Annotated in this window: 9 protein-coding genes and 2 tRNA genes; 8 read left to right on the forward strand and 3 right to left on the reverse strand. The window is 29.6% G+C overall.

Annotated elements, in window-relative coordinates; genetic code table 11:
* Positions 1-375: 375 nt before the first annotated feature.
* The 3 genes from ACKTTQ_RS15630 (at position 376) to ACKTTQ_RS15640 (ending at position 3,320) form a co-directional block, all read left to right on the forward strand.
* Complete coding sequence (locus ACKTTQ_RS15630; protein ID WP_176974366.1) at positions 376-1,731, forward strand: DEAD/DEAH box helicase; 1,356 nt, start codon at positions 376-378, stop codon at positions 1,729-1,731.
* Positions 1,732-1,733: 2 nt separating this feature from the next.
* The gene (locus tag ACKTTQ_RS15635; RefSeq protein ID WP_093869871.1) at positions 1,734-2,096 is read left to right on the forward strand and encodes a Na(+)-translocating NADH-quinone reductase subunit F; all 363 of its coding nucleotides are present in this window, start codon (positions 1,734-1,736) and stop codon (positions 2,094-2,096) included.
* A 660-nt stretch (positions 2,097-2,756) separates the two neighbouring features.
* Positions 2,757-3,320, forward strand: a complete 564-nt coding sequence (locus ACKTTQ_RS15640; protein WP_408049751.1) for a uracil-DNA glycosylase family protein — start codon at positions 2,757-2,759, stop codon at positions 3,318-3,320.
* On the opposite strand, the gene polA is transcribed toward ACKTTQ_RS15640, so the two are convergent.
* Entirely contained in the window at positions 3,317-6,145 is a 2,829-nt protein-coding gene (polA, locus tag ACKTTQ_RS15645) for a DNA polymerase I (protein ID WP_408049752.1), read from the reverse strand. The genes ACKTTQ_RS15640 and polA overlap by 4 nt on opposite strands.
* 160 nt (positions 6,146-6,305) lie before the next feature.
* Here polA and ACKTTQ_RS15650 point away from each other — a divergent pair, with 160 nt between their 5' ends.
* Together ACKTTQ_RS15650 and ACKTTQ_RS15655 are read left to right on the forward strand one after the other, a co-directional pair.
* A complete protein-coding gene (locus tag ACKTTQ_RS15650; protein WP_408049753.1) occupies positions 6,306-7,529 on the forward strand; it encodes a metallophosphoesterase in 1,224 nt (407 codons plus the stop codon).
* An 85-nt stretch (positions 7,530-7,614) separates the two neighbouring features.
* Positions 7,615-7,908: a thioredoxin family protein gene (locus ACKTTQ_RS15655; RefSeq protein WP_093869875.1), complete on the forward strand. Its 294-nt coding sequence runs from the start codon at positions 7,615-7,617 to the stop codon at positions 7,906-7,908.
* Here the strand turns inward: ACKTTQ_RS15655 and ACKTTQ_RS15660 are convergent.
* Positions 7,905-8,549 (reverse strand): polysaccharide deacetylase family protein, encoded by a 645-nt coding sequence (locus tag ACKTTQ_RS15660; RefSeq protein WP_408049754.1) that lies wholly within the window; start codon positions 8,547-8,549, stop codon positions 7,905-7,907. The genes ACKTTQ_RS15655 and ACKTTQ_RS15660 overlap by 4 nt on opposite strands.
* A gap of 4 nt (positions 8,550-8,553) precedes the next feature.
* A complete protein-coding gene (locus ACKTTQ_RS15665) occupies positions 8,554-11,670 on the reverse strand; it encodes a glycosyltransferase family 117 protein (RefSeq protein WP_408049755.1) in 3,117 nt (1,038 codons plus the stop codon).
* Positions 11,671-11,840: 170 nt separating this feature from the next.
* Here ACKTTQ_RS15665 and ACKTTQ_RS15670 point away from each other — a divergent pair.
* The 3 genes from ACKTTQ_RS15670 (at position 11,841) to ACKTTQ_RS15680 (ending at position 14,691) form a co-directional block, all read left to right on the forward strand.
* Positions 11,841-11,911: transfer RNA gene (locus ACKTTQ_RS15670), tRNA-Gln, on the forward strand.
* A 168-nt stretch (positions 11,912-12,079) separates the two neighbouring features.
* A complete protein-coding gene (locus ACKTTQ_RS15675) occupies positions 12,080-14,524 on the forward strand; it encodes a DUF4114 domain-containing protein (protein ID WP_408049756.1) in 2,445 nt (814 codons plus the stop codon).
* 95 nt (positions 14,525-14,619) lie between these two features.
* A tRNA-Gln gene (locus ACKTTQ_RS15680) sits at positions 14,620-14,691 on the forward strand.
* Positions 14,692-14,716 lie beyond the last annotated feature (25 nt).

Genomic DNA, 14,716 nt, shown 5'->3' on the forward strand with positions numbered 1-14,716 from the left:
GAAAATCTATCGTTCCATATAAAACTAAAATAAATAAGCAAATTAGTAATCAAAATATTTAGGCTCATTTTTTATAAAAACAGGAACCCCCCCTTCTATTAAAGTTCTTTTTTTAGTTATATTTATGAGGCTACCCAACTTCATAAACAAAACCATCATGGAATGTCCTAAATGTAACTCTAAATTGATTAAAAAGGTTAAAAGAACTACACTTCAAAAAACTTTATTTCTACCAAAATTATATAAATGTCATTCTTGTAAAAAAATATTTTCAAGAATTTCATTCATAAATGCTCTTCATATTGTATAGGTATACATACTAGAGATTTCCTTTTCTAAATATAGAAACCGTACCTTTGTCAAAATTTTCTATAAATGATCTCTTTTCAAGATTTAGATTTATCAAATCCACTAAGAAATTCCATTGAAGACTTAGGATTTATCAACCCAACACCAATACAAGAACAAGCTTTTTCGGTTGTTCGTTCTGGTAAAGATGTAGTAGGTATTGCGCAAACAGGTACAGGAAAAACATTTGCCTACATGTTACCCATTTTAAGGGATTTAAAGTTTTCTAAACAGCAGCACCCTAGAATATTAGTGTTAGTACCTACAAGAGAATTAGTAGTTCAGGTGGTAGATGAAATTGAAAAGCTAGCAAAGTATATAAACTTACGTGTTTTAGGAGTTTATGGTGGTGTAAATTTAAATCGTCATAAAGAAGCAGTTTTACAAGGAACTGATATTATAGTTGCAACACCAGGTCGTTTATATGATTTGGCAATAAGCAGAGTGTTGAAACTAAAATCTATTCAAAAAGTAGTTATAGATGAAGTAGATGTAATGTTAGATTTAGGCTTTCGTTTTCAATTGTTGAATATTTTTGAATTATTACCAGTAAGACGTCAAAATGTAATGTTTTCAGCAACAATGACTGAAGATGTTGAAGCGTTAATAGACGATTACTTTGTTGGGCCTAAAAAAATAGCAATTGCAGTAAGTGGAACACCCCTAGATAATATAGAGCAAGTAGCTTATAATGTACCTAATTTTTACACTAAAATTAATTTATTGTTGGAGTTACTATTCGATAAAAATGAATTTGGTAAAGTGTTAATTTTTGCTCCAAATAAGAGGAATGCTGACAGGATATTTAATTTAGTTGAAGATGAATTTCCAAATCAATCTTGTGTAATACACTCTAATAAAACTCAAAATTACCGTTTACGATCAATTGAAGAATTTAATAATGGAAATCATAGGATTTTAATCGCTACTGATGTGATAGCTAGAGGGTTAGATTTAAATGAGATTACTCATGTAATTAATTTTAATCCAACTCAATACCCTGAAAACTATATGCATAGAATTGGTCGTACAGGTCGTGCTGAGCGTAAAGGGAAGTCTATTTTATTTGCAACTGAAAATGAACAAAAGGTAAAGTTAGCGATAGAAGAACTGATGGATTATAAAATACCACTAGTTGAAATTCCTGAACAAGTAGTAATATCTAAAGAATTAACTGAAGAAGAAAGACCAAGTGAAGATAGAGATCAGTCAAAAAATAGAACCTCACAAGAGTATGTTCCAGGTCCTGCTTTTCATGAAAAGAAGGAAAAAAATAAGAAAGTCAATTTAGGGGGGTCTTATAGAAGGGAAATAGTAAAAAAATATAAGAAACCTAAAACGAGAGGGGATAAGAATTACAATAAGCGCAATAAGAAAAAATAAAAATGCAAAGACTTACCGAGCAAGAATTGCACAATTTAGGGATGAATATTGTAGGGAAAAAACTACAAGAAAAAGGGTATGAATTTGTTGCAATTAATAGCACTTTAAAAAAACATCCTCAATTTGTATTGTTTAAAAAAGGAGAGCCAACAATCTTTGTATTAGTAAACGTAACTCAAAACATACAAAACCCAGAAGACTACGATGTTTTATGGATGGAAACATTTAAAGAGCATGCAAAAAAGCAAAATGCGAAAATATGGTATGCAGGTATAGGAATAGCAAATGCTGAAAGTGTTGACTTGCCAGTGTTTAAAAACCAACCATATTATGTTGCTTTTAATGATTTTTTAACCATTTTATAATAATTTATTAGAACTATTTATAAGTATTCCAAAACCAATTATAATTAATTCTATACCATTTATACATTTTTTTTAATTTAATATTAGAAAACACCTGATTATATTGATAATCAGGTGTTTATGTTTTATTTTTGCAATAGGGAAATTAATTAATAAACATTACAATGAAAAAAACATTACTTAAGGGGATTCAAAACTTTATTAAAAACTTATTATTGGTTTTAAGAGAATTTGGCAAAGGAGCTGGATACGCTATAAACCACTAAACAATAAAGATATTTTGAAGAAGAGACACTCGTTTTAAGATAAAGCGAGTGTTTTTTTATTTACTTAATTTAAAGTGTTTTATTTATTCAATTTCTTCCATAATTTTATTTTATAATACTTATATGTTTTTTAAACTAAATCATAAAGGGGGAAAACACTCTTGATTGTCAGTTGGTTATGTTTTATATTTACCATGGGAAAAATTAATAAATTAACTAACAATGAAAAAAAGATTACTTAAGGGGATTCAAAAAATTTTAAAAAACATGTTATTGGTATTAGCAGAATTTGGCAAGGGCGCTGGATATGCTATAAATCATTAAGCAAAATTTTTTTGAATAGAAAACACTCGTTTTAAGATAAAGCGAGTGTTTTTTTTGTTAGTTTTATAAAATGAATGAATTACTAGAAGAGGTTAGAGGTTGTGATATTTGTGAAAATTATATTACACCTAGGCCAGTAGTTTTTGCAAATGAGAAATCTAAAATATTAATTATTGGGCAAGCACCTGGAACAAGAGTTCATGCTTCTGGTATCCCTTGGGACGATGCTAGTGGAAAACAACTCAGAAAATGGTTAGACGTTACTAATGATCAATTTTATAATGTAGATAATTTTGGAATCATTCCTATGGGATTTTGTTATCCTGGTAAAGGAAAAACGGGAGATTTACCGCCTAGAAAAGAATGTGCTCCACAATGGCATAAATTATTGTTAAATAAAATGCCAAATGTAGAGCTAGTATTATTAATAGGAATGTATGCTCAAAAATATTATTTAAAAGATAAAGCTGAAAAAACGTTAACCAATACAGTTAGTAATTATCAAAAATATCTTCCAAATTATTTTGTATTACCACATCCATCTCCTAGAAATCGTTTCTGGTTAACTAAAAATCCTTGGTTTGAAAAAAATATTCTCCCTGAACTTAAAAATCAAATAAATAAATTACTTTAATGAGCTTCTAACCAATTATCTCCAATACCAATTTCAACATCTAAAGGAACAGATAATTTAAAAGCATTCTCCATTTCTTCCTTTATTATAGGTTTTATGACCTCTAATTCATCTTTATGAGCATCAAAAACTAGTTCATCATGCACTTGAAGTAACATTTTAGAAGTAAAGTTCTCTTGCTTAAAACGGTTGTGGATATTAATCATTGCTAGTTTAATAATGTCAGCTGCACTACCTTGAATAGGTGCATTTACGGCATTTCGTTCAGCAGCACCACGCACAATGGCATTACGAGAATTTATGTCCTTTAAGTAACGTCTTCTTTCTAAAATAGTTTCTACATATCCATGTTCACGAGCAAAATCTACTTGCTTAGAAATATAATTACGTAATTTAGGATACGTTTCATAGTAAGCATCAATTAAAGATTTAGCTTCTTTTCTACTTAAAGATGTTTGATTACTTAATCCAAATGCAGAAACACCATAGATAATTCCAAAATTTACTGTTTTAGCATTACTACGTTGTTCTCGAGTTACCTCTTCTATAGGTACATTAAATACTTTTGAAGCAGTTGAAGCATGAATGTCTTCACCATCTTTAAAAGCTTTAATCATTGTTTCCTCTTCGCTTAAAGCAGCAATAATACGTAACTCTATTTGACTATAATCAGCAGCTAATAATACATGGTTTTTATCTTTTGGAATAAAAGCTTTACGTACTTCTTGTCCTCTTTTAGTTCTAATTGGAATATTTTGTAAGTTAGGATTGTTAGAACTTAGTCTTCCTGTAGCTGCCACTGCTTGTGCGTATACTGTATGAACCCTTTTTGTTTTCGGATTAACTTCATTTGGTAATGCATCAACATAAGTGCTTTGTAGTTTTTTATATTGACGATATAATAAAATGTCTTCTATTATTTTATGGTCTTTAGCTAAGTTTGATAATACATCTTCAGCTGTTGAATATTGACCAGTTTTAGTTTTTTTAGGTTTGTCAACTAGTTTCATGTTTTCAAATAAAACAATTCCTAGTTGTTTTGGAGAACCAATATTGAACTCTTCACCAGCTTGTTCAAAAATTCGTTTTTCTAATTCTTGAATGTCATTTGTTAACTCAGTTGATAAACAATTTAAAAAATCAATATTTAAATTAATACCTTCAATTTCCACGGCGGTTAAAACGGACACTAAAGGGATTTCAACATCATTAAATAACTTTGTTACGTTGCCACTTTCTAATTCTTTAGTAAAATGCTTTTTAAGTTGTAAAGTAATATCAGCATCTTCTACAGCATATTCACTTTGCTTTGAAAGTTCAACTTGACGCATAGAAAGTTGGTTTTTTCCTTTTTTACCAATTAATTCAGTAATAGAAACTGGTTGGTAATTTAAATAGGTTTCAGAAAGTATATCCATATTATGACGCATATCTGGATTTATCAAATAATGTGCAATCATAGTATCAAACAATTTTCCTTTTACTGGAATGTTATAATTTGATAAAACTTTAATATCATATTTTAAATTATGACCAATTTTCTCGATTTTTTCGTTTTCAAAGAAAGGTAAAAACTCTTCAATAATAGTTTGAGTTTCTTCCTGGTTTTCTGGAAAAGTTATATAATATCCTTTTCCAACTTCCCAAGAAAAAGAAATACCAATTAATTCTACTTCTAAAGATTTTAAACCAGTAGTTTCAGTATCAAAACACACTGAAGTTTGTTGTTTAAGTTTTTTAAGTAATAATTTTCTGCTTAACGGAGTATTTACTAATTGATAAAGATGGTTAGTGTTTTCAATCGTTTTAAATCCGTTAATATTGTTTTCTTCAGAAACTGTTCCACTTCCAGGTGTAGTAAATAAATCGAATTGTTGATTATCAGTTGTTTGTGGAGTTTTTGTAGTGGTGGTTTCTGTTTGACTTTTCGTCTCGACAGAAATATTATAAGTTTTTTTTAAGTTTTCAACTAATCTTCTAAACTCCAATTCACTAAATATTTCTGTAGTTTTTTCAAAATTAGGTTGCTCAAAAATAAGTTTATCCTCTTCTAAATCAACAGGAACATCTAGCATAATAGTAGCTAGTTGTTTTGAAAGTAAGCCTAATTCTTGATTAGCTTCTACCTTTTCTTTCATTTTACCCTTTAGCTGATCAATATTTTCAAATAAGCCTTCCATACTACCATAAGCCGCAAGGAATTTTTTTGCTGTTTTATCTCCAACTCCAGGTAATCCAGGAATGTTGTCAACTGCATCCCCCATCATTCCTAAATAATCAATAACTTGTTCAGGGTGTTCAACTCCAAATTTGTCTTTAACTTCTTCAACTCCCCATTTTTCATATCCATTTCCCATTCTAGGTGGTTTGTACATGAAAATATGTTCAGAAACAAGTTGCGCAAAATCCTTATCTGGCGTAACCATGTAAGTTTCTAAACCAGCTTTTTCAGCTTTTTTGGCAAGAGTTCCTATAATATCATCAGCTTCATATCCAGTTTTTACAATAGCAGGGATGTTCATGGCTTCTAATATTTTTTCAATATAAGGAACTGCTATTTTTATTGCTTCAGGCGTTTCTTGTCTGTTGGCTTTGTATTCAGGAAAAGCTTCTACTCTATCAACACTTCCTCCTTTATCAAAACAAACAGCTAAATAGTCAGGTTTCTCTCTTTTTATTACATCTAAAAGAGAATTTGTAAAGCCTAAAACTGCTGAAGTGTCTAGCCCTTTTGAATTTATCCTTGGGTTTTTGATAAATGCATAATATCCTCTAAAAATTAAAGCGTATGCATCCAGTAAAAAAAGTCGTTTTCTATTTGCCATGTTGTTATATAAAAGCTATTGAAATATCTTAATTGTTTAGAAATAAATCTAAAGTAAATGTCACATTTAACTAAGCAGTAAAGCTACGAAACTTTAACAAGATGTTAAAAATTGATTTTTAGTTTTACCACTATCTTTACATTCTTCTAAAATTAGATATATGCCTCGTTGGATTTCCTTCTTAATTATTGCTTCTTTAATAATTATTGTTTTTGAAGCTTATGCTTTTCAAGCAATTAAAATGCTAACTAAAAATAAAATGATCAGGTATGGATGGTTATTTGTAGGTGCCTTAGCATATATTAATTTTTTTTATGTAATTTTTTCTACAGACAGAAGCTCGGGGCAAACTCGCCAATTTCAATGGGCAGTAGGTTTTTTGTTGTTAATTTTATTACCAAAATTGATAATGATTCTTTTTATGTTAGGGGAAGATATAGTAAGGTTGATAAAAAAGGGGATTTCTTATTTTTCATATGAAGAAACAAAAGTATTAGTAGGTAGAAGAAAATTTATAGCTCAATTAGCATTAGGTTTAGCTGCAATTCCATTTGCAAGTTTATTGTATGGGATTTTTAAAGGGAAATATAATTATAAGGTATTAAAATATGAATTAAGTTTTGATGATTTACCTGAAGCTTTTGATGGCTTTACAATAACACAAATAACAGATATTCATTCTGGAAGTTTTGATAACAAAGAAAAAATTGAATATGCCGTTGATTTAGTTAATAAACAACAGTCAGATGTTATTTTATTTACAGGTGATATAGTAAATAATTTTGCACATGAAATGGATGATTGGATTCCTGTTTTTTCTCAACTTAAAGCTCCAATGGGAAAATATTCAATTTTAGGAAATCATGATTATGGTGATTATTCAAAGTGGAAAAATAAAGATGATAAAAAAGAGAATTTTGAAGCAATTAAAAATATTCATCCAAAAATAGGGTTTGATTTATTGCTAAATGAGCATAGATATATAGAAAAAGGCGGACAAAAAATAGCACTAGTTGGAGTTGAAAACTGGGGTAAAGGTTTTAACCAAGCTGGAGATTTAAAAAAGGCGTCTGTAGGAATTGATAAAGAGGATTTTAAAGTTTTAATGAGTCATGATCCAAGCCATTGGGAATACAAAGTAAAAACAGATGATTTTAATTATCAGTTAACATTAAGTGGTCATACTCATGGGTTGCAATTTGGAATTGAAATCCCTGGTTTTTTTAAATGGAGTCCATCTCAATATGTGTACAAACAGTGGGCTGGATTATATGAAGAATTTGGTAGATATGTTAATGTGAATAGAGGTTTTGGATACCATGCTTTTCCTGGTAGAGTTGGTATTTGGCCTGAAATAACTGTTATAGAGTTGAAAAAAGCCTAGCTTTTAGCGTTTTTAATCTTAATTTAAGATTTTAGTGCTAAAAAATTAGTACTTTTAGGCGATTTACAGAAAAAAATTATGTTATATGACAAAATTTGGTGAAATCATAAGTGTTAATAAACCTGTGTTAATTGATTTTTATGCTGATTGGAGTGAGTTTGAACCAAGTATAGACACACTTCGTGATGTTGCTGCTGCTTTAGGAGATAGAGCAAAAGTTATAAAAATAGACATTAGAAAAAATGAGATTTTAGCAGATGCACTTCGTGTAAAGGGAAATCCAACATTTATGATCTATAAAAATGGAGAAATGAAGTGGCGCCAAACTGGAGAGCAAGATGCAAATACGCTTATAGGTTTAGTTCAACAATACGTTTAAGGAATAGCTTTAAAAAGGTATCCTTTCTTAGTATATTCTTCAAGAATTTTTGGTAATGCATAGTAAAGCTTTTCTTTAGCTTTTATACTGTCGTGAAAAACAATTATGCTTCCATTATTGGTGTTTTTTATAACATTTTCAAAACATTCCTCTTTAGATATATTTTTGTCAAAATCTGCTGAAAGAACATCCCACATTATAATTTTATACCCCTTATTTATAAGTTCAGTAGCTTGTGAACGTTTTATTTTACCATACGGTGGGCGAAAAAGCTTTGTGGTAACTTTTTCTTTACTATATTTCTGAATAATTCCCTCAGCTTTCTTTGTATTGTTTATGTAATTTTTTAAGGAGTGTTTCCAGCCATTTAAATGATTAAAAGTGTGATTTCCTATGGTATGACCTTCTTTTAAAATTTGATTAAATACAATAGGGTGCTTTTTAATATTGTCACCAATGCAAAAAAAAGTGGCTTTAGCATTGTGTATTTTTAGTTGATCTAACACAAATTCAGTTACTACTGGAATAGGTCCGTCATCAAAAGTTAAATAAATCTCTTTTTTAGTAGAAGAAAAACACCACGTATATCTTGAAAATAATTTCTTGATTATACGTGGTGTTTTAATTGTGTAAAATTTCAATGCACTAAGGTTTAATAGAGTCTAATTCTTCAGGTAAAGAATCTTGTTCATCACCCATTAAATGCTTAAATAATTTTGCATGATCAATATAGGCTTTAAAAATCTTGTCAGTAAAATCTTTATCTAAATCGTATTGAGTAATTTGTCGCACTATATTCTGGTACATATATAAATTAGTATCAATATTTTCAAAAACTAATTTTTCATCAGCACCTTTAAAGGTAGTGTAATAAATAAGATTTTGTTGAAAAATATCTATTAATGTTTCAGCAGTTTCACGTGCTTTATCTTTATCACCTATTTTGTAATATAATTCAGGATATCCAAGAGAAATACTATAATGGCCAAAATCTTTAATAGGCATTTTGTACAGAGATAAATCTAAAACATCCTTGGCATTAACTGAATCGTTTAATTTTAAAAATTCTTCTGATAAACGCATTAAGTTATTACGTAATGATATAGCATTTCGCTTACTTTGTTCGTCTAAGTATATTTTTCCATTATTAATAGTCTTCCAGTCCCATTTTTTTACATTAGCATACATCTTTTCAGGATCAATTCTTCCCATATCAAACATAGATTTTCCTTTGTTAGAAGTCTTTATAGGTACTAACTTATAAGACATACCATCTAATTGTAAATAATCTTTCAACCAAATATATTCTTCATCAGCATTTGCACCTCCAGTGAAATAAATTGGACGTTTCCAATCAAAGTTATTCAAGATGTCAAGCATTAAAATTCGGTTTTTAGCAATGCCTTGTCTGTCAATAGTAATATCAATGTAGTCTACTATTTTAGTAGCGTCTTTTTGTGCAACTAAACCAGTTTTTAATACATTTTCTTTATTTACTGGAATACGAATTCTATTAGTTGGGTAAAACTTTTCTTTTACATTATTTTCTTCATCAATATAATAAGTAACTTTATTGTCACTTTCAATCCAACGCATAAAGTTTTTTATAGACATAATAGAGTCTTTAAATCTAGGATGCGGAATATGGTACGCTAAATCTAAAGTTCCATATTTGTATTGATCATGTGTTAATGTTGAAGGAATAGGATCAGCATCGTATGTTTTCTTTTTCATTTGGTCAATGTACCAATCTGTTTGAAAAAGACTAGTATTAACAATCTTTATATCTGGACGAATACCTTCTACTTGTTGCATGTACCATAAAGGGAATGTATCATTATCACCAATAGTAAAAATAATTGCATTTGGATCACAACTTTCTAAATATGTCTGTGCATTTAGTTGTGCTACAAAACGATCTCCTCTATCATGATCATCCCAGTTTTGAGCACCCATTAATACAGGAACTGCTAATAATGAAACTACAGAAACAGCAATTGCTACAGTTTGTTTGTTTGCATACTTTTTAAAGTAATCATATAATGCAAGTACACCGAAACCAATCCAGATAGCAAATACGTAAAAAGAACCTACTACTGCATAATCACGTTCACGAGGTTCAAAAGGTTTAGGGTTTGTGTAAAATATAATTGCAAAACCAGTAAAAACAAAAAATAAAGTTAAGGCATATAAGTTTTTCTTGTCTTTGTTTATTTGATAAAGTAACCCTATAAAACCTAATATAAGAGGTAGAAAAAAGTAAGTGTTCCTACCTTTATTATTTTTAATTACTTCAGGGAGATTTTGTTGAGATCCAAGTCGCATTTCATCAATAAAATTAATACCACTTAGCCAGTTACCATTTTCAAAATCTAAATGACCTTGAATATCGTTTTGACGTCCAACAAAATTCCACATAAAATAACGCCCATACATATAACCAAACTGGTAATCTACCATGAATTTTATATTTTCAAGGAATGTTGGTCTTCTTTTACTACGAGCTGGAATACCAGCAATTCTTTTATAATGTTTTTCAGAACCTGGGTCAACCATCCTAGGGATAAAACCTTTATGTTTATCAGAATAGTTAGGTATTACGTTTTTGTATTTATTTACAATTTCATATTTACCATTTCTTTTCTCATATTTTGGTTTGTCATCTTTAAAAGGCTGACTAGCGTCTTGTTCTCTGTTATAAGTTATAGAATAATATTTATCATAAAAAACATTAGCATCACCATATTGTTCACGATTGTAATAAGCTAAAAGTTCACGAGCACTTGATGGGTTGTTTTCATTAATAACAGTATCAGCATTAGCACGTATAGGTAACATTAGCCATGATGAAAAACCAATCATTATAAATAGAACAGATAGTATTAATGTATTACCTGTAATTAAATTCTTTTTACGAGTATAGTTTAATCCGAAATAAAACAATCCTATTAAAATAATACCAGCAATGATAGTTCCAGAATTATAAGGTAATCCTATTTGGTTTATAAAAAACAGCTCAGAAACACTAAAGAATTTTAATGTGAAAGGGAATAAAAATTTAAAAACAAAAGCTAAAACCAATATTGAAATTACAGTAGCAATTGCAGTGGTTTTTATAGTAATGTTTTTATAAGTTTTAAAGAAGTATAACATTACAATAGAAGGGATAACCAATAGAGATAAAATATGAACTCCAAATGATAACCCAACCACAAAACTTATGATAACTAACCATTTATTACCCCTAGGTAAGTGGATTGCTTCTTCCCATTTTAAACCTAACCAGAATAATAAAGCCATTAAAAAAGATGACATTGCGTATACTTCACCTTCTACAGCACTAAACCAAAAACTATCAGAGAAAGTATAGGCTAAAGCACCTACTAATCCACTACCTAAAACAGCAATCGCTTCGTTTTTGTTAAAATTACCGTTTTTAATTACCATTTTCTTTGCCAAATTGGTAATTGTCCAAAACATGAATAAGATGGTAAAAGCACTAGCTAAACCAGACATGAAGTTAACCATTTTTGCCCATTGACTTGGGTCATTACTGAACATAGCAAAAAATGCCCCTAGCATTTGAAATAATGGTGCACCAGGAGGATGACCAACTTCTAATTTTACGGCTGTTGAAATGTATTCACCACAATCCCAAGAGCTTACTGTAGGTTCAAGAGTTAGGGTATAGGTTATTAACGCCACGGCAAATGAAGCCCATCCTAAAATAGTATTCCATTTTTTGTAGTTAAAATCGTTCATATAATTTTTAATAAGTTGTTGCGAATGTACTAATAACTAGTGTGTTTTAAGTATAGCAAAAATATAATTTTGATTTATTTTTTCAGAATAAAGTTCTGTTAAAAGAAAAAAGTAAAATTTATTTTGTCAAAATAAATTTCTGTTTTATATTTGCACCCGCAATAAGCAATTGGCCTATGGTGTAATGGTAACACACTGGTTTTTGGTACCAATATTCAAGGTTCGAGTCCTTGTAGGCCAACAAAGCTCTTACGAAAGTAAGAGCTTTTTATTTGTGTTTTATTTTAAATCAATAGAACCTTTAATCTTCTTTTTAAGTCAACTTATCTTTGAGATAGCTACCAGTAATCGAAAAACATGTTAAAAAGGTAAGAATCATCATAATTTTGATATTATAAATCAAGGAATTATGAAAAAATTATTACTTTTTATCGTATTTATAGGGCAAGTTACAATAGCTCAGAATTATAATTATCTAGGAACATATTCTTCTAATGGAAAACCAGATTATTTGGAAGCCCCAGGAGATAATGTTTCGGTAGAGACTTTAGAAATGATAAGTAATTCTTTGCCAGAATCATATCCAGTTCCAGATTACAATCCACAATATATAACGGCTGGTTATGATACAAGTATTGAGTTAAATGCACAAGCAGACGTATTTGTTACTTTTGTTTCTGAGGGTGCAGGGTATAGAAATGTATTAGGATTCTATACGTATGATATTAATAACCCTCCTACAACAAAACCAAGTGATGAAGATATCACCATAATTTTTCCTAATGTATCTGCATTAGGAAGTGGAGGAGGACTTCAGGCTGGAGATAAAGTTAAAATTGGAAGTTTTCCCGCAAATACAGGAATTGGTTGGGTGTTAATGGCGAATGCATGGAGTTCAACATATCAAACTGTTGGGTACGGACATTGGACGTTATTTTCTGAACCAAGTTTTAATCCTGAAAGTTCTTCAAGTTTACAATATCATAATGTATTATTGTCTGATCCAGATAACGAAAGAGTGATTTTAGGTTTTGAAGATATTAGAAGGGATTATGGTAGTTGTGATAATGATTTTAATGATGCTATATTTTATGTAACAGCTACTCCTTTTTCAGCATTAAAAACAACTAATGTTGCTGATGTAAGTTCAGCAAGTAATGTTACTTCGTCATATGATGGAGGATTAGAAAGTAATGGTAAATTAGCTCAATTAATAGCAAAAAGAAACCTTGAGAGAAGTAGAAATAAAACGTTTAAAAATCTTAAAGAATTTCAAAAGCCTTTTAATAAATCAAAATTATTAAAAAAAGGAACTAAAACATTAGTAGATTATTTACCTACAACAGGTATGTATGGAAATGAAACTTCAAATGTATCTAGCCCAACAGACCTGATAGGGATAACAAATGCAAAAGAAGTGTTTTCGGTAGATTATTATAATGGTAATGAAAGAGTTTCAGCTGTGTTAGCAACTAGAACAGAAGGTAAAGTATATGATCACTCTAAAGCTATTTGTGATCGTTTAAATAATTCTGAAATTGAAGATGTAAGAACAGTAATTACTAGAGAGCATAAAATTGTAAGTTCAAAAATAAGAAGAGCAAATGGTGTTGTTGAGTATGCTTTAAGTTTTTCAATAAAAACTGAAGATGGTGGAAATGAATTGCATAGTTACTGGAATATAGATAAATACCCGGAAGGAAATTATATGAATTTTCAAGTATGGGGAAGCACATATTCTCAAGTATTTTCAGTAGTAAATCATATTTTAGATTCTTTTATTGAAGAAAAAACGCTGACTAGCAATCCTGAAGAAACATCAATACCAACAGTGTTTGTAAAGTCTGGGAGCTATTCTAATGGAAAAATAACGATAGATATTATTAATAAAAGTAAGAGTAAAGAAGTAGTTTTTGACGGTAATATATATCCAACTGAAACTTCTAATTCATTTAATATGAATACAGCAATAGAGTTGTCAGGAGAATGGAATGAAACTTTAACTATAGAAACTGGAGTGTTGTTTGATATTGGTTTTTCTTTAAGTGTGTCAGGAAACGATCAAATAGATGCATTGTATTTAGCTGATGGACCATGGGGTTTAGATTACTTAAAAGAATACGCAAGTGTAAGTAGGTTTGAAGTAACGAATAATGATGTAACTGATATAGAAGGAATTTATGAGGTGAATAGAGAAATAGAAGTGGAAGGGAAGGTAAAAGGAAATATGAATATTTTTAGACACCTTTTAGCTGGAGATCAAACATTAGATGTTGCTGAGTATGATTATTTATCTTTTACTGTTAATACAAATAAAGATATCGAGATAGTATTAATGCCTGAAGGTTTGGAAGATTGGAATTCTAGGTTACGTTATAAAATAAAAGGAAACTCTAAAGAAACAAAATATGAGATAAATTTTAATGATTTTGTAGATCAGAATGGCGTAAAAGGTGATGTGAAAGATGTTAAAACAATTGTTTTTTCTGTGATAGGAGATTATATTAATGAGGTTGAGTATTCTGTAGGTATTAAAGACGTAGTTTTTAGAAGTGGAGTTGCTTTAGGTGTTCAAGATTTTGCAGACACAGCATCTAATGATAAGCTCTTAAATTACCCGAATCCATTTAAAAATACCACAATGATTAGGTTAAATAGAGAATCATCTTTTGCAAATATTAAGGTTTTTGATTTATTAGGTAGAGTGGTTTATTCAGAAAAAGTACAAACATCATTTAGTAATAGAAAGCAAGTAGTGTTTAACGAGCCAGGATTTACATCAGGAATATATAAATATATGGTAATTGATGATGAAGAAAATAAATATAATGGAACTTTTATAGTAGCTAAATAGTTAAATGAAGCGTTAAAAAAAGTAATTATGATTTTTTAATAAAGTTTGTGTTTTTTAATACAAACTTTATTTTTATATTTGCACTCACAAATTATTGGCCTATGGTGTAATTGGCAACACACCGGTTTTTGGTACCGACATTCAAGGTTCGAGTCCTTGTAGGCCAACTTAAAAGTCTTAACTATATTTTAG

Source organism: Tenacibaculum halocynthiae (genome assembly GCF_964512825.1).
In the GTDB taxonomy this organism is placed as follows: domain Bacteria; phylum Bacteroidota; class Bacteroidia; order Flavobacteriales; family Flavobacteriaceae; genus Polaribacter; species Polaribacter halocynthiae.